The 21,161-nt window shown below is 41.9% G+C and carries 23 protein-coding genes; 11 read left to right on the plus strand and 12 right to left on the minus strand.

Features of this window, described 5'->3' with window-relative positions; translation table 11 throughout:
- Positions 1-57 precede the first annotated feature (57 nt).
- From dnaG to JXR01_00300, 3 genes are all read left to right on the plus strand, one after another.
- A complete protein-coding gene (dnaG, locus tag JXR01_00290) occupies positions 58-1,767 on the plus strand; it encodes a DNA primase (protein ID QSH39441.1) in 1,710 nt (569 codons plus the stop codon).
- 42 nt (positions 1,768-1,809) lie between these two features.
- On the plus strand, positions 1,810-3,078 hold the full coding sequence (locus tag JXR01_00295; protein QSH39442.1) for a sigma-70 family RNA polymerase sigma factor: 1,269 nt from the start codon (positions 1,810-1,812) through the stop codon (positions 3,076-3,078).
- A gap of 79 nt (positions 3,079-3,157) precedes the next feature.
- On the plus strand, positions 3,158-3,700 hold the full coding sequence (locus tag JXR01_00300; GenBank protein QSH39443.1) for a hypothetical protein: 543 nt from the start codon (positions 3,158-3,160) through the stop codon (positions 3,698-3,700).
- Positions 3,701-3,761: 61 nt separating this feature from the next.
- Here the strand turns inward: JXR01_00300 and JXR01_00305 are convergent, their stop codons facing one another.
- Together JXR01_00305 and JXR01_00310 are read right to left on the minus strand one after the other, a co-directional pair.
- A complete protein-coding gene (locus tag JXR01_00305; GenBank protein QSH39444.1) occupies positions 3,762-5,066 on the minus strand; it encodes an ArsB/NhaD family transporter in 1,305 nt (434 codons plus the stop codon).
- A 60-nt stretch (positions 5,067-5,126) separates the two neighbouring features.
- Complete coding sequence (locus tag JXR01_00310) at positions 5,127-5,630, minus strand: CBS domain-containing protein (GenBank protein ID QSH39445.1); 504 nt, start codon at positions 5,628-5,630, stop codon at positions 5,127-5,129.
- Positions 5,631-5,720: 90 nt separating this feature from the next.
- On the opposite strand from JXR01_00310, the gene JXR01_00315 reads away from it, so the two are divergent.
- Positions 5,721-6,860 carry an NADP-dependent malic enzyme gene (locus JXR01_00315; protein ID QSH39446.1) on the plus strand — a complete coding sequence of 380 codons (1,140 nt, stop codon included), beginning with the start codon at positions 5,721-5,723 and terminating at the stop codon, positions 6,858-6,860.
- Positions 6,861-6,988: 128 nt separating this feature from the next.
- Here JXR01_00315 and JXR01_00320 read toward each other — a convergent pair whose 3' ends face one another.
- Positions 6,989-7,333 (minus strand): hypothetical protein, encoded by a 345-nt coding sequence (locus JXR01_00320; GenBank protein ID QSH39447.1) that lies wholly within the window; start codon positions 7,331-7,333, stop codon positions 6,989-6,991.
- A gap of 138 nt (positions 7,334-7,471) precedes the next feature.
- On the opposite strand from JXR01_00320, the gene JXR01_00325 reads away from it, so the two are divergent.
- Positions 7,472-10,474 (plus strand): ATP-dependent helicase, encoded by a 3,003-nt coding sequence (locus tag JXR01_00325; GenBank protein QSH39448.1) that lies wholly within the window; start codon positions 7,472-7,474, stop codon positions 10,472-10,474.
- Positions 10,475-10,521: 47 nt separating this feature from the next.
- Here JXR01_00325 and JXR01_00330 read toward each other — a convergent pair whose 3' ends face one another.
- On the minus strand, positions 10,522-11,220 hold the full coding sequence (locus JXR01_00330; protein ID QSH39449.1) for a thioredoxin domain-containing protein: 699 nt from the start codon (positions 11,218-11,220) through the stop codon (positions 10,522-10,524).
- Positions 11,221-11,264: 44 nt separating this feature from the next.
- On the opposite strand from JXR01_00330, the gene JXR01_00335 reads away from it, so the two are divergent.
- Complete coding sequence (locus tag JXR01_00335; protein ID QSH39450.1) at positions 11,265-12,089, plus strand: undecaprenyl-diphosphate phosphatase; 825 nt, start codon at positions 11,265-11,267, stop codon at positions 12,087-12,089.
- 5 nt (positions 12,090-12,094) lie between these two features.
- Here JXR01_00335 and JXR01_00340 read toward each other — a convergent pair whose 3' ends face one another.
- Together JXR01_00340 and JXR01_00345 are read right to left on the minus strand one after the other, a co-directional pair.
- Positions 12,095-12,670, minus strand: coding sequence for a ribonuclease H-like domain-containing protein (locus JXR01_00340; GenBank protein QSH39451.1), 576 nt, complete (start codon positions 12,668-12,670; stop codon positions 12,095-12,097).
- 28 nt (positions 12,671-12,698) lie between these two features.
- Positions 12,699-13,943, minus strand: coding sequence for a histidine--tRNA ligase (locus JXR01_00345; GenBank protein QSH39452.1), 1,245 nt, complete (start codon positions 13,941-13,943; stop codon positions 12,699-12,701).
- Positions 13,944-14,012: 69 nt separating this feature from the next.
- On the opposite strand from JXR01_00345, the gene JXR01_00350 reads away from it, so the two are divergent.
- Positions 14,013-15,281, plus strand: a complete 1,269-nt coding sequence (locus tag JXR01_00350; protein ID QSH39453.1) for a hypothetical protein — start codon at positions 14,013-14,015, stop codon at positions 15,279-15,281.
- A 2-nt stretch (positions 15,282-15,283) separates the two neighbouring features.
- Here JXR01_00350 and JXR01_00355 read toward each other — a convergent pair whose 3' ends face one another.
- Both JXR01_00355 and JXR01_00360 read right to left on the minus strand, forming a co-directional pair.
- Positions 15,284-15,853 (minus strand): hypothetical protein, encoded by a 570-nt coding sequence (locus tag JXR01_00355; protein QSH39454.1) that lies wholly within the window; start codon positions 15,851-15,853, stop codon positions 15,284-15,286.
- A 2-nt stretch (positions 15,854-15,855) separates the two neighbouring features.
- Positions 15,856-16,089, minus strand: coding sequence for a hypothetical protein (locus JXR01_00360; GenBank protein ID QSH39455.1), 234 nt, complete (start codon positions 16,087-16,089; stop codon positions 15,856-15,858).
- Between the two features lie 24 nt (positions 16,090-16,113).
- On the opposite strand from JXR01_00360, the gene JXR01_00365 reads away from it, so the two are divergent.
- Together JXR01_00365 and cfa are read left to right on the plus strand one after the other, a co-directional pair.
- Positions 16,114-16,506 (plus strand): SET domain-containing protein, encoded by a 393-nt coding sequence (locus JXR01_00365; GenBank protein QSH39456.1) that lies wholly within the window; start codon positions 16,114-16,116, stop codon positions 16,504-16,506.
- A 95-nt stretch (positions 16,507-16,601) separates the two neighbouring features.
- Positions 16,602-17,717, plus strand: coding sequence for a cyclopropane fatty acyl phospholipid synthase (gene cfa / locus JXR01_00370; GenBank protein ID QSH39457.1), 1,116 nt, complete (start codon positions 16,602-16,604; stop codon positions 17,715-17,717).
- Between the two features lie 46 nt (positions 17,718-17,763).
- On the opposite strand, the gene JXR01_00375 is transcribed toward cfa, so the two are convergent.
- The 3 genes from JXR01_00375 to JXR01_00385 are packed head-to-tail and all read right to left on the minus strand — an operon-like array spanning position 17,764 to position 19,794.
- Positions 17,764-18,276 (minus strand): thermonuclease family protein, encoded by a 513-nt coding sequence (locus JXR01_00375; protein QSH39458.1) that lies wholly within the window; start codon positions 18,274-18,276, stop codon positions 17,764-17,766.
- Between the two features lie 25 nt (positions 18,277-18,301).
- Positions 18,302-19,063 (minus strand): ABC transporter permease, encoded by a 762-nt coding sequence (locus JXR01_00380; GenBank protein ID QSH39459.1) that lies wholly within the window; start codon positions 19,061-19,063, stop codon positions 18,302-18,304.
- The gene (locus JXR01_00385) at positions 19,060-19,794 is read right to left on the minus strand and encodes an ABC transporter ATP-binding protein (GenBank protein QSH39460.1); all 735 of its coding nucleotides are present in this window, start codon (positions 19,792-19,794) and stop codon (positions 19,060-19,062) included. The genes JXR01_00380 and JXR01_00385 overlap by 4 nt, the downstream gene beginning before the upstream one ends.
- Before the next feature lie 71 nt (positions 19,795-19,865).
- On the opposite strand from JXR01_00385, the gene JXR01_00390 reads away from it, so the two are divergent.
- Positions 19,866-20,201, plus strand: coding sequence for a hypothetical protein (locus tag JXR01_00390; GenBank protein ID QSH39731.1), 336 nt, complete (start codon positions 19,866-19,868; stop codon positions 20,199-20,201).
- Between the two features lie 71 nt (positions 20,202-20,272).
- Positions 20,273-20,938: a uracil-DNA glycosylase gene (gene ung, locus JXR01_00395; GenBank protein QSH39461.1), complete on the plus strand. Its 666-nt coding sequence runs from the start codon at positions 20,273-20,275 to the stop codon at positions 20,936-20,938.
- 1 nt (position 20,939) lies between these two features.
- On the opposite strand, the gene JXR01_00400 is transcribed toward ung, so the two are convergent.
- Positions 20,940-21,155, minus strand: coding sequence for a hypothetical protein (locus JXR01_00400; protein QSH39462.1), 216 nt, complete (start codon positions 21,153-21,155; stop codon positions 20,940-20,942).
- Between the last annotated feature and the right edge of the window lie 6 nt (positions 21,156-21,161).

A 21,161-nucleotide genomic window follows, 5' to 3' on the forward strand; every position in this document is an offset into this window, starting at 1 on the left:
GACCTGCGATACGTACCACGCCTTCAAAAGGTAGGCGTGGTATTATTGCATTATCGTATGGCATCAAGAAACATCGAAAACATCAAAGAGCGCCTTTCTATTGAAGAAGTGGTCGGGCAGTATGTTGAATTAAAGCCTGCAGGAAGCAGTTTAAAGGGGAAATGTCCGTTTCATGCAGAAAAGACTCCCTCGTTTATGGTTTCACCAATGAGGCAGAGCTATCATTGTTTTGGTTGTGGTGTTGGAGGAGATATCTTTACGTTTGTACAAGAAATTGAAGGACTCGACTTCAAAGGATCGTTAAAGGCTCTTGCTGACAAAGCGGGGATAGAGCTTGTCTATGAAAAAGGAGTCGAAAAAGATGACAATGATGTACTGTTTTCGATTTTAGAATCAGTAACGCAGTACTACACTGAGAACCTAAAGAAAAATGACAAAGCAATTACCTACCTTAAAGATCGTGGATTGACTGATGAGACTATCGATTCGTTCCGTATTGGATTTGCGCCGGATAGCTGGAGTGGAGCATACGAGCACCTAAAAGGCGCTGGTTTCAGTGAAAAGCACATTATGCAAGCAGGGCTTATAAAAGAAGGTACTAAGGGTTCATATGACCGCTTTCGCTCACGTATTATGTTTCCAGTTGCAGACAGCGTAGGGCGCATTGTGGCCTTTTCTGGGCGTATCTTCGACAAAGAGGACGATAATACAGGGAAGTATATAAACTCGCCAGAAACACCGCTGTACCATAAGTCAAAAATCTTGTATGGATATGATAGGGCCCGACAAGCGATTCGCAAAGCAAATTTTGCTGTATTGGTAGAAGGGCAGATGGATCTCATTGCAACGCACCAAGCGAAGTACAACAACACGGTAGCGCTTTCTGGGACAGCACTTACTCCTGAACACATAACACTACTTGGTCGTATGTCTAAGAATCTATGTATTGCACTTGACGCTGACGCAGCGGGCATTGCCAGCGCCGGTAAATCGGCACGTGCCGCACTGCGCTCGGGTTTTGATGTAAAAATAGCCGCATTACCTGAAGGGTCTGACCCCGCAGATATGCTCGTTAATGACGATATTGAACTGTGGAAGAATACGATTAAAGATTCTAAGCATATTATTGATTTCCTTCTTAATCTCTACCGTAAGAAATCTAAGGATGAGCGAGCATTTAAACTAATGGTACAGAAAGAAGTGCTGCCGTATGTACTAGATATCGAGAGTGAAATTGATAAGAGTCACTTTATTCAGCGAGTAGCGGCACAACTATCTGTTGGGGAAGAGGCGGTTCGGAGGGAATTATCTAAATTGAAGGCGACTCCGATAAACGAAGGAATTGCTGCAAAACCTGCGACACAAAAAGGAAATGATACACCACTCGGTTCTGAAGACGAACTTGTTCTTATGTATCTTTGGCAAAAAGATTTGAAAGAACAGTTGGTAGACTGTAAAAGGCTAAAGGTTCAGATAGAGGAGGCGCTGACCCCAATTGGTTTTAAAGCATTGGAAGAAAAGTTGGCAGGAAATAAAGAGGCAGCATTTAAATTTGAGGCATTGTATCACGATGAAGATAGTATGAAGCGTGCAATAAATGAACTCATCGAACGTCTTCTAAAAAGAGAACTTCAGAAAGAGCTTGATAATGCAAGCGTCTCTATGAGAAAAGCCGAAAGTGAAGGGAATCAAAAGGATATAGCTCTCTATGCGCAAAAACATCAAGATGTACTCGAAAAACTACGTAAACTTGACAACCATTTATAAACCCTTGTAATTTAGTAGAAAACCTATAAAGTACTATAAACTATGGCTCAAAAGAAGACAGTAAAAAAAGCTGTCCGCAAAACAGCGGGCACAAAGAAAAAGGTGGTTGCTAAAAAAGCACCAGCTAAGAAGGTTGTTTCTAAAAAAACTGCTGTAAAGAAGGTTGTAGCAGCCAGCGCGTCGGTTGGAGCAGTGGTGAAGAAGATGACTCCAAAGCGAACTCCACCAAAGAAGTCACCGAATAAAAAGGAAAAACAGGCAGAAAAACTGCTCAAAAAAGGGCATGAACGAGGTTATATAACGTATGACGAAATTCTCAAAGAGTTTCCAACTATCGAACAAGACATCGTATTTCTCGAAGAAATGTACGAACGCTTCGGTGCTGCTGGTATCGATGTTTTAGAAAGCGGCGGTCTTTTGAACGACAACACAGAACTACTACTCGACCGAAAGAAATTTGGTTCAGGAAGTGATGCATCACGTGATTCGGTTCAAATGTATCTACGAGAAATAGGTCAGTACCCACTTATTACCGCAGATCGTGAAAAGGAACTCGCGAAACGTATTGAAGAAGGGGACGACGAAGCTCGAGGAATTCTTGCTCGCTCAAACCTGCGTCTTGTTGTTTCTATTGCTAAGAAATATGTTGGACGTTCAAGCGACCTCACGCTTCTCGACCTTATCCAAGAAGGAAACCTCGGTCTCTTTAAGGCAGTGGATAAATTTGATTACACAAAGGGATATAAATTCTCTACGTACGCAACGTGGTGGATTCGCCAAGCTATTACACGTGCGCTTGCCGACCAGTCACGGACAATTCGTATTCCTGTTCACATGGTTGAAACGATTGCGAAATACAAACAAAAAGTACGTGAGCTTTCTCAACATTTAGGACGAGACCCAATGCCTGAAGAAATTGCCGTAGAAATGGGGCTTGAAGTAGATAAAGTCCATCATATTCAGAAAATTAGCCAAGCCACTGTTTCTCTTGAGTCTCCTGTGGGAGATGAGGGTGAAGACAAGTCGACTCTCGGGCACTTTATTGCTGATGATAAGATGGAATCTCCAGATCAAGCAGCAAGTCGCCGTATTCTTTCAGAGCACATAACTGCTGTTCTTGATGAGCTTTCAGACAAAGAACGAAAGATTCTTGAGATGCGCAACGGACTCAATGATGAAGGAATTTGCCACACACTTGAAGAAGTAGGAAAGATGTTTGGTGTGACACGTGAACGTATTCGTCAAATTGAAGCTAAGGCACTCGAAAAGATTCGTTTCCACGAACGAGCTGCTCAGTTGAAGAATTACTAAATCCAAAAACCTCCCAGTTACCTGGGAGGTTTTTTGTTAGGTGCTATACTGTTTTTATACTAAGTATAACAATTTGCGCATGTCTGAACGGTTTCCAAAAAAAGAAAACAAGAAGAAAACTAACAAGGGAGCAGTCGCGGGGTTAGCCGCACTAGGTGCTTTGGCATTTGGCGTAGGTAATGCGAGTGCTGTGCAATCATCTGGTTCTCGAACTGATTTTGAGGCACATACACCGGTACAAATTGAGGTAAGTCCTTTTGTTAAAATGTTAGCTTATGCTGAAACAGCAGCAAGGAAATACAATAGAGAAAAAGATAGAGCAGAATCTCCTGATTATATAGTGCATGAACTTAGTGAGATGCAAAATCGTTCTGTACAAGCCGCACAGAAAGATTTCAAGAAATTCCTAAATGCATATCATACTGCCGTGCGTGGTGCTGGTGGCGACCCCGATTTAATTGCAGAAGTGATGGCGAAAGATGCTTATGGAGACGTTTCAATCGCAGTACAAAATTTTGTGAATATTATGAAAGAGATTCATGACAGATATGAAGAAGATGTCCGGGTCAGGGCTCTTTATGAGTTGATTAAGGAACACAATTCAGCTAACGTGGGTAACTAAACATACTAAAACCCCTCGCGTACGCGAGGGGTTTTATATGTTACGTGATTTGTAGTTGCTATTATACAGTCACAAATCCAGTGTAGTAGAAGATAACCAAAACGACAGAGGCAATAGAGAGACCTGCAGCAGTTGCGGGTATTCCGTACTTAAGCCATCGTTTGAAGCTAATAGGTTCATCTGTTTGTTCGGATTTTGAAACCACAATGATACCTGCGGTAGAACCAATTGGTGAACCGTTTCCACCAAATCCAACACCGAATACCAGCGCCCACCACAGAAGGTCTACAGGTACACCTGATTGCTGTAAATACAGAATAATAGGAATCATAGCAACCGTAAGCGGGATGTTATCTACAATAGCTGATGCAATTGCAGCAACCCATAGAATAATAATAGCGGTAAGCAATAGGTTGCTTTCAGCACTTGCGGTAATAATTTGGGCCAGACTCTCTAGTACACCAGCGTGTTCGAGACCACCAACGGTAATGAAGAGTGACGCGAAGAAGAGGAGTACTGATAGCTCGGTTTTCTCAATGATAGGTTGCGGGTCCTTCGTTGCGGTGACTAAAAGCAAGATTGCAGCTGCACCAATAAGCGCAATAAGGGACGCTTCAAGATGAAGAACACCATGGAAGAAAAAGAGGACGACAACACCAGCAAGAACAGCGAGACCCTTTTTAAGAGTCGGTAAGTCCGTAATGGCATCCTTTTCATTCATTTGCATTAGTTCTTCGATGTTCTCAGGAGCTTTTGAAAGCTCCTTTTTGAAGAGGAATCGGAACATAATGAATGTAACTACTCCTACAACAAGTACTGTTGGAAGCGAGTGAACAAGGAAGGCGTTGAAAGTAAAATCTGCTGCTGAACCAATCATGATGTTTGGCGGGTCACCAACGAGTGTGGCAGTACCACCAACGTTTGAAAGCATAGCCTCAACCAGCAATAGTGGTGTTGCGCTGATTTTAAGCATTCGAGCGATAATAATCGTAATAGGTACGATCAAAATAATTGTTGTTACGTTGTCGAGTATCATCGACAATACTGCCGTAAGCGTACCAAGGGCAAGCATGAGGAGCCATGGGTTACCTTTTGTCTTCTTTGCCGTTAAGATACCAAGGTATTGAAATACACCAGTCCTCTCGAGTACTACCACAAGTAGCATCATTCCGAAAAGAAGCCCTAATGTGTTGAAATCAACGGCGTTAAGAGCGTCTTCTGGGTGGTAGAAGTCGAATATTATTCCTGCAAGTACCATAAGCACGGCACCTGCCATTGCAACCACACTACGGTGTACTCGTTCTGTTAAAATGAGGGCGAATGTCCCTCCAAAAATGATAGTACTGATTATTGCTGCTGTTGTCATAAAGATAATTACATACAAAAAGGCCACCTATTTAGTGGCCCCTTTGCGCTGTTTATAAAGTTATTTGTCGTCAATGTCAGCGAAACAGTCTCCGCACATGCCGAGAGTTGCTCCAATGACCTGTTTAAGTTCGGTTCGAGTAAGAATACCTACTGGTTTGTTGTCTGCGTTTACCACTGCAATACGTCCACGACCTGTGTGCGCTGCAATAGCCGCTGCTTCAATTACGTTCCCGTCTACCTTAATGGTAGGGACTTCAGTTTCCATGAAGTCTGCAACAGGTGTGTCTTTTACACGCTCTGCATCTTCCTTAAGAAGCTCCATGTTTGAGAAACGCGCGGCAAGGTTACTTTCTTCCATATAGTCTGGAAGCACTGCCTTGATAATATCGATAGCGTTCACCATTCCTGCTAATGTTCCGTCTTCTGCTAACACAGTAAGAGAGTTTCGTCGTTCGGTAATCATTTTTTGCAATGTTTCTTCCAACGTTGCAGTACTACTGGTAAAGATTGCCGGACGCATAATGTCCTCAACTGAGTATGATTTTTCCTTTATTGTGATCATATATTTGGGCAACTATATACCTGTGTAAGCCGTAGTGCAAGAGGTTATATGCACAGAGAAGAGATAGACACTATGGTATACTTTTTCACTATGGATTACGGAGAGGAATCAATAAAGCAGCACGACAAAAAAGGTGGAAAAATTCGTATAGAAAGTACGTTTCCAGTTACTAATACGAAAGAGTTATCCGTTGCCTATACTCCTGGAATTGCAGCGGTATCTCAAGAAATAGCTAAAAACCCAGACCGTGCACGTGATCTCATCGCAACGAAAAAGATGGTTGCAGTTATTACAGACGGCTCCGCGGTACTTGGTCTAGGTAACATTGGTCCAGTCGCAGCATTGCCGGTTATGGAAGGCAAATGTGCACTATTTAAGACGTTTGCTGATGTTGATGCATTTCCTATTGCTCTTGATACACAAGACGTAGATGAGATTGTAGACACTATCACACATATCGCACCTACTTTTGGTGGTATTAACCTAGAGGATATTTCAGCACCACGTTGTTTTGAAATAGAGGAGCGACTACGAAATGCACTTGATATTCCGGTGTTCCACGATGATCAGCACGGAACAGCTATTGTTGTCCTCGCAGGTCTCCTTAATGCGCTTAAGGTAACACACAAAAAGAAGGAAGAGGTAAAGATTGTAGTAACCGGCTCCGGCGCTGCGGGTATTGCGATTGTCGCTTTGTTACAAAAAGCAGGATTCCCACGAGTAACTATTGTTGACGGTGGCGGCATTGTTTCTAAATGTCGTGAAGACTTGAATGTTGCACAAGAGAAGATTCTAGAGTGCTGTGCGATTAGTGAGATTTGTGGCGGCCTCGAAGAGTCGGTAGTGGGTAAGGATGTATTTATTGGCGTTTCTGCGGGAAATATCTTAACCAAAGAAATGGTGTCGACTATGAACGATAATCCGATTATTTTTGCACTTGCAAATCCTACACCCGAGATAGAACCAGAGTTAGCTCTTAGTGCAGGAGCTGCTGTTGTGGCTACAGGTCGTTCAGATCATCCAAATCAGGTAAACAATGCATTAGTATTCCCCGGTGTATTTAAAGGCGCTCTAGACGCACAGGTAGCGCAGATTACTGATTATATGAAATTAGCTGCCGCCGAGGCACTGGCAGCGCTAGTGTCTGAGCCAACGGCTGAAAAGATTATTCCGGGACCATTTGACGAAGGCATTGTTGAGGCGATTTCAAATGCAGTTAAGAATTCTTAAATTCTAAATCGGGTGTAGGGTTTTTAGGCTTATACAGAGACTCGTTTTTCAGTATATATGGAGTATAAAAAATAGGCCGCAATGGTAGTCGCGACCTATATTTCTGAATGAACATAAGAGAGGGCATCTTACTCACCATATGAAATGTTGTACGTCATGAGACCGCATTGAACAACTTCAACGATATGAGCGATTTTCTCAGGTTCCGATGGAGATAAAATTAGTGCTTGAGCACACATCCAACGAAGATGGGAAGTAAGTCGCAGTGGATAATCCTCCCAGAGATCAAAGAAAAGTAACTCTCGCTGACGATTCCAATTGTCGACTTGCCACAATTTCCACTGTTCTGCGACGGGCTGTATTGGTGGGAGATCCTCGTTGTTGTTTACTGGAAGCACAAGGTTCTTTTGAATATTCACAAGTGCTTTGTCGAGCTCTTGCGCTTGCTCAATTTTTGATAGCAATTGTACCATCGTCACTATCCTTCCGTTGCTTTTTATTCTATATACAAACTACCAAACAGAGGGTGGTCCTGCAAACGTTGTGGGTGCTCAGTTATCTTTTCGAGGTCGATAGTTCGACACACCCAAAGGCTTCTATATACTAGTGTAATGGTACGAGCTCGAACGACTCCAGAATTTAATAAAAGCTACGCAATGCTTAATGGAGAGCAACGCAAGGCAGTAGATACTATCGAAGGCCCAGTCATGGTTATTGCGGGTCCTGGAACAGGTAAGACTCAGATACTTACGCTGCGAATTGCTAATATTCTCAAAGAAACTGATGCTGATCCATCGTCTATTCTTGCGCTTACGTTTACTGAAGCGGGTGTCGCAGCGATGCGAAAGCGTCTTGTGTCTATGATAGGTTCAGACGCATATCGTGTTGCCATCCATACGTTCCACGGCTTTTGTAACATGACCATTCAGAGGTTTCCTGAAGATTTTCCACGTCTCATTAGTTCAGAGCAAATTACTGATATCGATCAAATTTTACTGATGCGGGAGATTATCGAAAAAAGAGACCACCTTAATCTGCTACGACCATTCCACGACAACTTTGCGTACGCTAAGAAGAGTCTGAACGCAATTAGCGACCTCAAGAGTGAATATATTGAGCCACAAGAGTTTAAAGAGAGAGTTGAACTGAGTGAGAAGAATTTTTTAGCGCAAGACGATTTGTATAACGAAAAAGGTGCTTACAAAGGCAAGATGAAGACAGTTCATCAGAAAACGCAGAAGAGTATTGAAAAAAATAAGGAGTTGGTAGAGCTTTACGAAGCATACGAGGAAGCACTGCGCGATAGGAAGCTTTACGACTACAACGATATGATAAGTGTCGCGGTACGTCGATTAGATGAGGATAGAGACGTACTACAGCGATTACAGGAAGAATATCAGTATGTTTTGGCAGATGAGCACCAAGACGCGAATGCATCACAAAACCGTTTGCTCGAGTTGCTTGTGGATTTTCATGAGGAACCTAACTTGTTTATTGTTGGTGATGAGAAGCAGGCCATTTACCGTTTTCAAGGTGCATCGCTAGAGAACTTTTTGTACTTCAAGAACAAGTACCCAAACGCACAGGTGGTTGAACTTAAGCATTCGTATCGTTCTGGTCAGAAAATACTCGACGTCGCCCACAGTGTTATTGACTCATCTGATGACGAAATAGAACGCGTTGCACTTGAGTCACGTGCTGCTATAGAGAAAGAAGCAGCAGAAGTTCGTGTTTTTGGTTCTGATGAAACCGAAGCATTGTGGGTTGCTCGTGATATTGAGAAGCATATTGGTGAAGGAGTTGCACCCGATGAGATTGCAGTTCTTTATCGAACTAATGCAGACGCAGCGTATATTGCCAGAGCACTTGAACGTGAGCGTATCGGCTATTCTATAGAGTCCAATCGCAACATTCTGGATGACACAAGCATTGCACAATTCGTTGCACTTCTGCGCACAGTTGCTGACTTTGGGAATAAGGAGTTGGTATCCCAAGTACTACATGTGCGGTTTCTTGGGTTTGAGCCTATAGATATTTTTAAGGTACTAAAATATAGCTCTCGTAATAGGATTCCAGTATATGACTGTATATTCTCAGAAAAGAAGCTAAAAGATATTGGAGTTACTGATGTAAAGCAGTTTTCTGTATTTGCCAAGCGATTGTCGAAATGGGCGCAAGCCGGGAATAACGACCCAGTAACAGATGTGTTTAATTTAGTGCTCGACGAATCAGGTTTTCTTACCACTGCACTAAACTCTTCTCGTTCAGTAGAAATGCTCGAGAAACTCCACTCGTTAGCTCGTACTGTAGAAGAGCTTGCAAGAGGTAACCGAGTATATAAATTGAAAGACCTTATAGCGCATCTCGACTTGATGGACGAGTACAATATATCTATAAAGCAATCAGCTGGTGTGCAGCACGCGCGTCGTGGAGTGCGTCTCATGACAGCGCACAAGTCTAAAGGTTTGGAGTTTGACTATGTGTATCTGGTAGGCGCATGGGATACGCACTGGGGGAATAAACGGAAGATGTCTAGCTTCACACTTCCCATTGACGGACCGGCAAATCAGGATAATGCAGACGAAAGAAGGCTTTTCTATGTAGCGCTTACGAGAGCACGTTCACGTGTAAGTGTTAGTTACGGAAGAGTATCTCAGAGTGGTAAAGATAGGTTGCCTTCTCAGTTTGTTGAGGAGATGAATGATTCATATAAAGAGAATGTAGACGAAAGTGCGTTTGAAGAAGGTTTGTCGCCAGAAGTATTTTTGCAGGCAAAGCCAGATGTAAAAAGTCTTTCAGTAGCTGACAGTGAATATCTGAAAGAGTTATTTGTTGAGCAAGGACTTTCGGTGACTGCGCTGAATAATTATCTTACATGCCCATGGCAGTACTTTTATAGTAACCTCGTACGTATTCCAAAAATACCTACCAAGTATATGACATTAGGTACTGCGGTAGACAGAGCACTGAAAACTTTCTTTATTCACCATCAAAATAGCGAAGTAACGAAAGATATGTTGCTGGATGCATATGAAAAAGCTCTTGAGCAGACATCTCTCTCTGGGAATGCATTTACCGAAATGTACGAGCAAGGACATGATGCACTTTCTGGATGGTTTGATACGTACAATGGAACGTGGTGTAAGGAAACACTAAATGCATATAAGATTGATTTAACGATACCGCTTTCTCTAGAATTGCTTCCAAATATTCGAGTGCGTGGAGAATTGGATAAAGCAGAAGTATATGCTGACGGTATTACGGTAGTAGATTACAAAACAGGGAAGCCTAAATCTAGAAATCATATAACAGGTGGCACTAAGGCAGTTGGTTCAGGAAACTATTTTAGACAGCTCGTCTTTTATCGGATGCTTATCGACGCGCAGGATAAATATAAAATGAAGAATGCGGTACTAGACTTCATACAGCCAAAAGAAAACGGAACGTACGTACGTGAAGAGTTTACTATTACGCAGGACGACGTAGATGTACTCCTAAAAGAAATAGAAAAAATGTCGACAGAGGTTTTAAATCTATCGTTCTGGGATGAGCGTTGCGACGCACACAAAAAAGGGGATTGTGAGTATTGTAAGTTGCGAGAATTGATGCAATAAAAAATGCCTCACATTGTGAGGCATTTTTTATTGTCGGTTAAATCTACTTACTGTGCCAAAAGTTGGTCGATGATCTGCGAAAGACCTTCAACTGATTGACCTCCTTCGAGTGGGTACTGCTCACCATTTACAAGAAGAATGTTGTGAGGAGTTCCACGTCCACCTGCCGCGATTACTTCGTTGTAATCTGCGTCCACTCGCTCTTGCATGTCACCGCTGTCGAGACATTGTGTGAACGCTGCCGCATCAAGACCAACGTGCGTTGCGATCTTTGGAAGTTCATCCATGCTGAGTCCGTTGTTCGATGGAGTAACTTCGTATAAACGGTCTGTGTATGCCCAGAACCCTTCGTTTCCTCCAAGTTCAGCTGCACATTCAAGTGCTTCAGCTTGCTTAGGTGCGTTTGGGTGAAGCTGCGGAATTGGGAAGTTTCGGTATACCCATGCAACTTCACTTGCCTCATACTTGCTTGTAATTTCTTTAAGAGTTTCGTGATGGTTTTTACAGAATGGACATTCTGTATCTGAGTATTCGACAATCACTACTTTTGCATCAGCATTTCCCACAATGTGGTCATCTGCTTGTACTTCTGCAATAGGAACTGCTGGTTGACCAGCGTCCGGTGCTCCTGCAGGCCCTGTACTTGGTGATCCTGCACCACCAGCGAAGTAAAGAGCTCCGGCGATAAGAGCTCCAGCCGCAACGATGGCAATAGGAGTTCCGAGGTTCATTTTTTGTTCTGACATAGTATTATCCTAAAATTGATTAATGTTGTAGGATTGTATCATACATGCTTGAGGCTGCCATTTTTTCACATATTGCATTGGGAATCGTACAGGGATTAACAGAATTCCTGCCCATTTCTTCATCCGGACATCTTATCCTGACACATCAGTTATTAGGTTCTGTTGGTGATTTCGATTTGGCGTTTGATGCGTTACTGCATTTCGCTACTGCCACTGCAATTGTTGTTTATTTTTGGAGAGATATTTATACGCTCATTCTTTCGGCACTTGCGATTCCTAGGAAACTGCTTTCTCGTCAGAATCTTGCTGCTAATGAGGAGGTTGTTTTAGCACTTGTTGCAGGAACAATTCCGGCGGTTATATTAGGACTCGTTTTAGAAGAAAGCATGGCGACACTCTTTCGTAACCCATTGTTAGTAGCAGGAGCACTTATTTTTGGGTCAGCGATTATGTTTTCAGCCGAACGATACACTGGTCTACTTACCAGGTTTACGTCAGTAGCTTATGGATGGAAGCGCGGTCTTATAATTGGACTTTTCCAATCGTTAGCGCTGATCCCTGGAACAAGTCGCTCTGGGATGACTATTTCAGCCGGTATGCTTTTTGGTATGGCACGAGGCGAAGCAGCGCGATTTGGATTCTTGCTTGGCGTACCGCTACTACTAGGTGCTGGAGCAAAAAAAGCACTTGAGCTTGGGATAGGGGAGATAACTATTCATATGATAACGGGAACAGTGACTGCGTTCATTGTTGCTCTTTTGGTAATTCACTTATTGCTCAAGTTCCTACAAAACAATACGTTATACGTATTCATTGTGTATAGGTTGTTACTTGCGGCAGGAATAGTTCTCGCCACCCTTCTTTTTTAGGAATATTAAAAAGGTAATGTGTGAGTGAGTGATGAGTCTTCCTTTTCCTCCCAGTCTTTTGTATCGAGTAGAATATCTTTCATTTTTCCAAGGTCTGCATATTTCACTTTTCCATTTTTAAGAGCGTAATCGTAAATGTCTTTTGTGACTTTTACATCTTGAATACAGTAGTCGATAACTTTTTGACGTTCGCCGTCTCTCCACCACTTAATTGCTTGGAGTCCATTTCCGCTCTTCTGTGTTCCAAGGGTTGCTTTGGCAACTGAATCGAGCTTTATACGCCGTCCGAGAGAACCATGGATTTCTTTTAGTAAGTCTAGACTTTTTATGTGAGTAAGATCACCAGGGTAGTATTTATTAAGTAGTGGAATATCAAAATGATCTGAGTTATAACCGATGAGCATATCGGCGCTTTCTATGTATTTCCACAGATCAGCGAAATCTTCTTGCAGGAAAGACAGATACTGGTCTGTTTCTGAGTCATGAATACATACAACTGATATATCCAAAGCTGCCGGATCGCCTGAACCAACATCAGAAAATAGGTTACTCGTTTCAATGTCAAAAACGATTTTGCGCATGTGCGAGAGTATACCACACTAGGTGTGGCTAGATTTCTTGTGTAAATATGTGATCAGCAACAGCGTCGACAGGTAGTTCTTTTTGGTCGCCACTAGAAAGGTGCTTTACTGTAAGAGTTTCGCTTTCCATTTCTTGTTTGCCAATACAGCTTACGAAAGGAATTCCTTTCTTATCCGCCATCTTTATTTGATCACCTGCTTTTTTATACGAATAGTTTACTGCAACGTTCATATCTTGTTCTCGAAGTGTTTGTGCAACAGAGTCAGAAAATTGGGCCGCTGACTCATCAAGGACGCAAAGCATTATGTCTGTTGGTGATACGTATTCAGGAAGAAGATTATGTGTTTCAAGGAAATCTTTGATAGTAACGTCTCCCATGCCAAAACCTACCGTTGGAATTTTATCGGTTCCGAATATTTCTAAGAGATTGTCGTAGCGACCACCACCAAATAGTGAGCGGTTGTTTTCTGGAGAAGTGTCGAACACTTCGAAAACCATACCTGTGTAGTAATCGAAGCCTCTTGTAATAGAAGTATCTATAACGACATTCTCAATCCCAAGTCCTTTAAGGCGTTCACGAAGTTCTTCAAGAAGTACGTTACTTGCTGCACTGTCTAGAAGTTCTAATAAAATAGTTGCTTTCTCGCCAGTAAGTGCTGTTAGCTCGCTTTCGAAGTTGTCTATCTTTGCGCGTCGATCCAGTAACGACACAATACCTTTACGAGTTCCTGCATCAATATCTGCTTCGTCAAAGATGCTATCAAATACACGTCGGTCGTTTAGCCGAATTTCGAAATCCTCATTAGAAGCACCAAAAGCTTTCATTAAGGAGTTTGCGAGAGTAATTATTTCAGAATCAGCTTCTATTCCAGAGAGGCCAAAAAGGTCTGCATTAAGTTGCCAGAATTCTCGGAGGCGTCCTCGTTGCATACGCTCGTATCGAAAGCAGTTTGGTGTTGAGTACCAACGTAATGGGAAACCAAGCTCTCGTTGTTGTCGTGCAACCATGCGAGCAACGGTAGGTGTCATTTCAGGTCGTAGCGTTACTTCACGACCACCTCTGTCTTCAAACGTATACGTTTGCTCGTTCACTATCTCGTCGCTAGTTTTGCTTTTGTATAACTCAGAAGGTTCTAGTATAGAAGCGGCGTAAGGTTCGTATCCAAATCCTTCGCATACCTGTGCCCATGTATTAAGAATGTAGTCGTGGATAAATTTATCGCGTGGATAAAAATCGCGTACTCCTTTGTAGCTGTCAGTTGAGAGTTTCATTAAACGCAATAGTAGCAAAAAAGCATAGTTCTGTCTTGCTAATTGCTTAAGGTTATATACTATTTAATTATGAAAAAGATTTATCTAATTGTAGCTTTAGTTTTTTTAATAGCCCTACCTTCTCAAGGTAATGCTGCTGAGTATTACGAATGTTTTGTCACTGCAGATGTAACAAGAGGTACTGAATGTAGTAATTTAGGGGGAGTAGCACATTCTTGTCAGTTGTATGGGGGGTATAGTGGTTCAGGAGTACCTTCGGAATGTTCGAGTACTTGTTTACAACGTAGTGGCATTCCAGAACATTGTGCATCTGTAACAGTCCGTCCGTCTAATAACCCGGAAGCACACCAAGGGAGAAATCAGATTCAGGATGAAATAGGAATTGATATAGACTCTTTAAAGGGGATTGAAGCTGAAGTTCGCGATCGGCTTGCTGGTTTAGAGAATGAAATAAATACGGAAGATGGTGTAGATGCTGAAGAAGTTCAGTATGTTGTTGGGAAAATAGTAGAAGCAATTAACGATATTCTAAAGGAGCGTTCCTTGAGTGCTGTTGATGTAGTTAAAGATAAGGTTGTAGAGGCAAAAGAGAAAATTATAAATATACTCCCTGGAGATAATTCTGATGCAGACGACGGGATAACGGATTTTGATTTTGAAGAAGAAGATCCTTTTGCTGCGACTGGGTTAGATGCTGTTAAACCTGGAGGATACGATTTTGATACATGGCCAGATGAGAACGGAACAAAGATAGCTAAAATAGTTGATGCATACGGAATCGAAAGGTATACAAGTGACGGGGAGCACTTCTATGACAAACCGTACGATGCTGCACATTCAGGTTCTGGAGTTAGTGCAGTATGGAATGGTGCAAAAGATACTCTTTCGGATGTAGGAGATTGGTTCTGGAAAACAAAAGACGCAGATAAAAATAAACAACTTCAAGATGATATTGCACGCGAAGTACTTTCAGATACCAAGAGTAAAAAAGAGAAGGACGTAGAGAAAGCATATGAAAAATATGCTGACAAAATAAAAACTCCAATGTTTGGAGATGTTCCTGCCAAGGCTGTCATAGAGGTTATGAAAGAGGTTTCTGAAAAAGACTTCGCTTCAGCTGCCCAAGTTTATATAGAGGAAAGAGAGAAGGGTAATTCTCCAGCTGTTATACGCGAGAATAATTCTACTACTCTTTCAGAGGGATATGGTACTTTCGGGAATCAAGGAGGAGTATCTCAAGTTACTGCAAATAAATATGCTCCAGCAGTTTTGTATGCTCGATACGAAGAAGTCTACCAGCGATACGAAATTGCTAAAGAACTCGGACGAACAGAGTAAATTTAGACTCCTTCTGGTGGACGTTCTTCGGTGTTGTATTCTAGCTCACTCTTATGCTCGGTTACCATATCAACACGCTCTAGGATGGAGTTTCGTACCTGGCTTGCATGCGGGATGCCTTCAATTAGGTAAAAAGCTGCTTCTGGTCCAGCTGTTTGTACTTGAAGGTTTCCAAAGCTAAAGAGGGTTGCAAAGAAGCCATGTGTTTCTACCTTTATATCTTGCACACGCTCAATACGAAGTGTAGAGACTTCTCTGCGAAACAAGTGGAGTTGATTGATATTGATAATCCGTTTATCAGTCACTATCCAAATATCTAGGTAATAGTTGGTCCATATAGTAAATATCATCATCCAAATAACAAGAAGCCATACTGCTGTAAGGAAAGTGGCAAGTGCTGGGTGTACTGATATATAAGGAGCGAGAAATATAACGAGGATAAACGGGACTATTCCAACAAGGATTACAGGAAGGGCTTCAATCATTTGTACGAACCAATGCTTACGTACCACAAGAAGCATTTTTTCATCTGGCTGCATGTGAATATTTTTCTGTAATACGATGTGCTTCATACTTATAGTGAAATGAGAGTAAAGAAACTTGTGGTCATAAAGATAAGGAATACTACACTGAGTGTTACATATAGTATGGTTACACCAATTGCGGTTCGTGGGCGCATGCTAAATGAAAACCAGTGAAATATTAGTACTGCACTATAGAGTAGAAAAATGACTACAATTCCATAAAAAAGTATTTCCCATAGAGAAGAATCAGTACTTGCTGCAGCTGCACTTGTGAAAATATCCATTGTGCTTATTATAGTACAGATTATATGAGTAAAGAACAAAAAAGTTTTAAAGTTAAGAGAGCAGCTGCGGGAATGGGGCTCGGACTTTTTGCATCACGTCCAATAAAGAAAGGGGAGTTTATTGTGGAATACAAGGGAGAGCTAATTAGTGCAGCTGAAGCAGAAACACGTCTGACACGGTATCTTTTTGAAATTGATGACAACTACACTATTGATGGAGCAGCGAGGGACAATATTGCACGCTATATGAACCACCTATGTGATCCAAATGTGGAGGCAGAAATAGAAGCTGGCGAAATCAAGTTTTATGCACTAAAAGATATAGAAGAAGGAGATGAGTTAGGATACGATTACGGCGAAGAATATGTAGATGAATTCATCAAGCCATATGGCTGTAAATGCTCACATTGTAGTTAGTTAAACAGAGGCAAAATTTCTTGAAACCTACATAAATACAATGTAAGGTGCTTGTTAGAATAGTGTCTTAACAACTGAATAAAGGAGTGCTACAAATGTTGAAATCGAAAATAGTTTCGTCGCTTGATGCTTCCGGTATAACTGTTGGTGGCTATGGTAAGCACGATATTCATATCTGTGACGAGCGTACTTATAAAGCAATACTCAGAGGTACTCTTGGTATGGGTGAAGCGTACATGAATGGGTGGTGGTACGCGAACGATATTGATGCGTTCGTTTCGCATGCTGTTAAAAGCATGTTTGGCAGAAGTCTGTCTGCAACCAATCTCGTTAAGTTTGCACTACTGTCGCAAATAAGAAATGCACAAAGAGTAGCGCGTGCGTTCGCTGTTGCGGAAGAGCACTACGATCTTCATCCGGAGATTTACAGTGCGATGCTTGATGAGCGTATGACCTACACATGTGGGTACTATGGTCGAGGAGCCAAGACATTGGATCAAGCGCAGTTTGATAAGCTTGATCTTGTATGTGAGAAACTAGGTTTAAAACCTGGTGATCGGGTGCTTGATATAGGTTGCGGTTTCGGTTCATTCGCAGAGTTCGCAGCAAAAAATTACGACGTCAATGTCACAGGAGCAACAGTATCTGAAGGTCAATTAGTGGTTGCAAAGCAGCGCACACAAGGGCTTCCAGTACAATATCTTTTACAAGATTACCGGAAACTCGACGGAGAGCAATTCGACCATATAGTTTCTATCGGTATGTTTGAAGCTGTTGGCTACAAAAACTACGTCGAATTTATGAAAGTGGCTGATCGAATGCTTAAGCCCGGAGGTACGTTCTTGCTTCACACGATCGGTATGGCTACTTCTGAAACTTGTGGGGACCCATGGTTCGATAAGTATATTTTCCCTAACGGGATGATGCCTTCACTTGCACAGATTACTAAAGCGATCGAAGGACGCTTCATTGTTGAAGATTGGCACAGTTTTGGAGAAGATTACGATACAACACTCATGGAGTGGTGGAAAAACTTTAACCGTGCATGGCGCAGTGAATCGTTTACTCAAGAATACGATGAGCGATTTTATCGCATGTGGAAGCTATATCTTCGCGGTAGTGCTGGACTCTTTCGAGCTCGACACTTGCAACTTTGGCAATTCGTATTTACACGGGGTGATGCTCCAAGTAAACGTGTAACCATTCGTTGAGATCTGCAGTACAATATTTAAAAGGCGACCTATTAGGCCGCCTTTTTTATTTGCATGAACCCCAAAGTCCAAATTTCTGCTCCTTTGATTTCTGCTCGAGTTCTTTCAGTGTCTCGCTAAGTGCGGTATCGGGGGGATATGCTTTAGCCACCGCATGGCCTTCATGTACTAAAATTTCGTTAATTGATGTTTCTTCGTGAATTGAAGAAAGAGGGTCATCTATATATACATATCGCAGCAATCGTTCATATTTATCTACGTTAGAAATATCAGCCACTAGTCGCACTTGTTTATTAAGAAGCAATTGCTGAGCTCGGGATTTTGATTCAATCGCGAAGCAGTCCGACTGAGTGCTGCTTGTTAATTCTGGCGCATCAATCCCGATAAGGCGAACCTTCTTGTCATTTGAAACAACTATAGTGTCTCCGTCTATAACATTTGTAACAGTTGTATACTCACCACCTAGAGTATGAGGCTCATTAATTGTTTGCGTTGTAGCAGCCCATAAGGCAAACGCAATAAGTGAAAGAAGGAATGCGATTATTATTCTCCATGCCATGAGAGCATTATACTGTGAATAACATCTATTCTCTAATGCGCCACCCTGTTTGGAATATTTTCCACACAGAGAAGCCGAGAACAACTATTAGGGTAACTATAAGTGTCGCACCAGCTATTAAATTTGCATCATGAATACCTGTCATTGCATAACGTACGCCGTCTACAAAATAAAAGAATGGGTTTAATAGAGTTATTTTTTGAGCAATAGGTGGGAGCATATCAAGAGTGTAGAACATTCCTCCTAAGAAAGAGAAAGGCATAATAATAAATGTGCTCAAGATGTTTAGTTGCTCAAAACTTTTTGCTACAAGTCCAGTAATTATTCCAAGAAGACCAAATATTATTGATATACCAAGTATGTAGAAAATAAATAAAGGAAGACTATACATACTTACAGCACCAAAGAGCATTCCAACCAGCAAGATAACCACTCCCACAGTAAGTGCACGAGCAACGGCGCTCAGTACTGTTCCAAACATTATCTCAAAGTAAGAAAGTGGAGATACTAGTAACTCCTCAATTGTGCGAGCCCATTTTGCAAAGTATACGTTGCTAGAAGCCTGAGAGAACGATGAGGTAAGTACGTTCATTATTAAAATACCTGGGAAAACGAAAATAATGTACGAAACACCACCAATTTCATCAATTCGTGCACCAACAACCGATCCAAATACGAACACAAATAGTGTGGCAGAAATAAGTGGACTAAAGATAGTTTGAACAACAACACGAAATGTTCGTTCGATCTCTCGGCGCATCAATGTATATAATCCTACCCAGTTCATACAACATCTTTTTTACCCGTTAATTCAAGATAGACATCTTCAAGTTTTTTACCACCTGCAAGCATCTTTTCTTTTGAACCTTGCGCAATTATTTTTCCGTCGGAAATAAATGCGAATCGGTCGGCTAGAAGCTCGACTTCTTCAAGGTAATGAGAAGTAAGAACAATTGTTTTACCTTCTTTGGAGAGCTGTTGCAGGTAGCTCCAAAGTTCTCGTCGTAATTCAACGTCCACTCCTGCAGTCGGCTCATCTAGAATAAGAAGCTCAGGATCGTGTACAAGTGCACGCGCAAGAATAACTCGACGTTTCAAGCCGCCAGAAAGATCCATAAATGGTTTATTGCGATGTTTCTGTAAGTCGAATTGTGTGAGCAGTTCTTCAATACGTTCTTTTCGTTGAGAGGCTCTCATTCCATAATATCCAGCTGCGTAGTCTAGAAGCTTATCTACCTTTCCAAAGATGTCGATATTAAATTCCTGAGGAGCTATGCCAAGTGTCTTTCGCGATTCGCGGTAATCTTTTTCTACGTCTAATCCGAAAGTCTTAATGGTTCCGCTGGTGATTTTATTCACACCAACTATACAATTGATAGTTGTCGATTTTCCTGCACCGTTTGGACCAAGAAGTCCCAAGAAAGCACCCTTCGGAACAGTAAGAGAAAGGTCATTTACAGCGACAGTGTCCCCGTATGATTTATGTAAATTAGTTATCTCCAGTGCTAGTGTTTCCATGATGCGGCAGTATATCATACATGCTATTGTTTAGACGGTTTTCACGTGTGGTTTGTTTGCAGAGTTTTAGTATGCAGCAATCGAGTCGAACTGGAGACATACTACTAGCAACAAATCATTTCAAAATGAACGACGAAAGAAAAATGTTCACCGGTGATTGGAAATGTGGTGGATGTGGAGCTGCAATTACAGAGCTTCCATTCCAGCCAGATCCAGCACGAGAGGGTTCACTTATGTGCCGCGACTGTCACAAGAAGCGCCAGAGTGATAGCCCAGCCGGTGGAAGCGACCGTCAGATGTTTGAAGGTAACTGGTCATGTGCTGATTGTGGAGGAGCTATAACAAGCTTGCCATTTGAACCACGAGACACTGGCAACCTTAAATGTCGCGATTGTTTCCGTAAATAATTTAAAACGCCTCACGAGAGTGAGGCGTTTTAAATTGTGCACTCGGTACGCGCAGACTATACTATTTTTATATGAACATATCTGTACTAAGTAAGGGGTGGCAAAAGCATCTTGCTGAAGAATCTAGCGAGTCATATTACAAAGAACTTACTGCGTTTGTGAATTCTGAATATAGTAATGCAGAAGTGTATCCGGACGAGGAAAATATATTTCGCTCACTTGACCTCTGTCCTTTTGAAAAAGTGAAAGTAGTAATACTCGGACAAGATCCTTACCATGGTGATGGGCAAGCTAACGGTCTTTGTTTTGCGGTAAATGAAAATGTTAAATCGCCACCATCGCTTAGGAATATATTCAAAGAACTAGAGGGCGACCTCGGTAAGGAGGTCGAGAAAACAGGTGATTTAGAACGATGGGCGAAACAGGGAGTTTTACTATTAAACGCAACACTTACCGTTCGTGCATCTAAACCGGGAAGTCATCAAAAGAAGGGTTGGGAGGAGTTTACAGATAAAGTGATACAGAAACTTTCTGACGAGCGTAAAGGACTTGTATTTATATTGTGGGGGAACTACGCAAAAGAGAAGGGCAAGAATATTGATGTAAAAAAACACCTTGTTTTAAGCGCACCACATCCTTCGCCATTTTCAGCACATTCAGGTTTTTTTGGGTGCAAGCATTTTAGTAAGACAAATGAATACCTAAAGACTAGAGGTAAAAAGGAAATAGACTGGTAGGTTAGTCGATAGGGTGAGTATCTTCATTAGTACTCTCTCTTAGTACTCGCTCTTCCTCGTTTCGTTGTTGTTCTCCAGAGACATACTTCCTCCAAATTTTTTCTTCATCTCTATTTCGTGCTCGTGTACGCCCGCCCTTTTTACGCATGTTTTTGAGATGTTTTTCATCACCACGCTCCATTGCTTCGAGTACTTTTTTGGGAACCCCTTCTTTCATAGTTAA

The sequence above is a fragment of the Candidatus Kaiserbacteria bacterium genome (assembly GCA_017134395.1).
In the GTDB taxonomy this organism is placed as follows: Bacteria; Patescibacteriota; Minisyncoccia; order Phycocordibacterales; family UBA2100; genus UBA2100.

What these genes read in the sequence shown, in the direction of transcription:
- dnaG (QSH39441.1), top strand. Translation starts at nt 58, where the DNA reads ATGGCATCAAGAAACATCGAAAACATCAAAGAGCGCCTTTCTATTGAA.
- JXR01_00295 (QSH39442.1), top strand. Translation starts at nt 1,810, where the DNA reads ATGGCTCAAAAGAAGACAGTAAAAAAAGCTGTCCGCAAAACAGCGGGC.
- JXR01_00300 (QSH39443.1), top strand. Translation starts at nt 3,158, where the DNA reads ATGTCTGAACGGTTTCCAAAAAAAGAAAACAAGAAGAAAACTAACAAG.
- JXR01_00305 (QSH39444.1), bottom strand. Translation starts at nt 5,066, where the DNA reads ATGACAACAGCAGCAATAATCAGTACTATCATTTTTGGAGGGACATTC.
- JXR01_00310 (QSH39445.1), bottom strand. Translation starts at nt 5,630, where the DNA reads ATGATCACAATAAAGGAAAAATCATACTCAGTTGAGGACATTATGCGT.
- JXR01_00315 (QSH39446.1), top strand. Translation starts at nt 5,721, where the DNA reads ATGGATTACGGAGAGGAATCAATAAAGCAGCACGACAAAAAAGGTGGA.
- JXR01_00320 (QSH39447.1), bottom strand. Translation starts at nt 7,333, where the DNA reads ATGGTACAATTGCTATCAAAAATTGAGCAAGCGCAAGAGCTCGACAAA.
- JXR01_00325 (QSH39448.1), top strand. Translation starts at nt 7,472, where the DNA reads ATGGTACGAGCTCGAACGACTCCAGAATTTAATAAAAGCTACGCAATG.
- JXR01_00330 (QSH39449.1), bottom strand. Translation starts at nt 11,220, where the DNA reads ATGTCAGAACAAAAAATGAACCTCGGAACTCCTATTGCCATCGTTGCG.
- JXR01_00335 (QSH39450.1), top strand. Translation starts at nt 11,265, where the DNA reads ATGCTTGAGGCTGCCATTTTTTCACATATTGCATTGGGAATCGTACAG.
- JXR01_00340 (QSH39451.1), bottom strand. Translation starts at nt 12,670, where the DNA reads ATGCGCAAAATCGTTTTTGACATTGAAACGAGTAACCTATTTTCTGAT.
- JXR01_00345 (QSH39452.1), bottom strand. Translation starts at nt 13,943, where the DNA reads ATGAAACTCTCAACTGACAGCTACAAAGGAGTACGCGATTTTTATCCA.
- JXR01_00350 (QSH39453.1), top strand. Translation starts at nt 14,013, where the DNA reads ATGAAAAAGATTTATCTAATTGTAGCTTTAGTTTTTTTAATAGCCCTA.
- JXR01_00355 (QSH39454.1), bottom strand. Translation starts at nt 15,853, where the DNA reads ATGAAGCACATCGTATTACAGAAAAATATTCACATGCAGCCAGATGAA.
- JXR01_00360 (QSH39455.1), bottom strand. Translation starts at nt 16,089, where the DNA reads ATGGATATTTTCACAAGTGCAGCTGCAGCAAGTACTGATTCTTCTCTA.
- JXR01_00365 (QSH39456.1), top strand. Translation starts at nt 16,114, where the DNA reads ATGAGTAAAGAACAAAAAAGTTTTAAAGTTAAGAGAGCAGCTGCGGGA.
- cfa (QSH39457.1), top strand. Translation starts at nt 16,602, where the DNA reads ATGTTGAAATCGAAAATAGTTTCGTCGCTTGATGCTTCCGGTATAACT.
- JXR01_00375 (QSH39458.1), bottom strand. Translation starts at nt 18,276, where the DNA reads ATGGCATGGAGAATAATAATCGCATTCCTTCTTTCACTTATTGCGTTT.
- JXR01_00380 (QSH39459.1), bottom strand. Translation starts at nt 19,063, where the DNA reads ATGAACTGGGTAGGATTATATACATTGATGCGCCGAGAGATCGAACGA.
- JXR01_00385 (QSH39460.1), bottom strand. Translation starts at nt 19,794, where the DNA reads ATGGAAACACTAGCACTGGAGATAACTAATTTACATAAATCATACGGG.
- JXR01_00390 (QSH39731.1), top strand. Translation starts at nt 19,866, where the DNA reads ATGCAGCAATCGAGTCGAACTGGAGACATACTACTAGCAACAAATCAT.
- ung (QSH39461.1), top strand. Translation starts at nt 20,273, where the DNA reads ATGAACATATCTGTACTAAGTAAGGGGTGGCAAAAGCATCTTGCTGAA.
- JXR01_00400 (QSH39462.1), bottom strand. Translation starts at nt 21,155, where the DNA reads ATGAAAGAAGGGGTTCCCAAAAAAGTACTCGAAGCAATGGAGCGTGGT.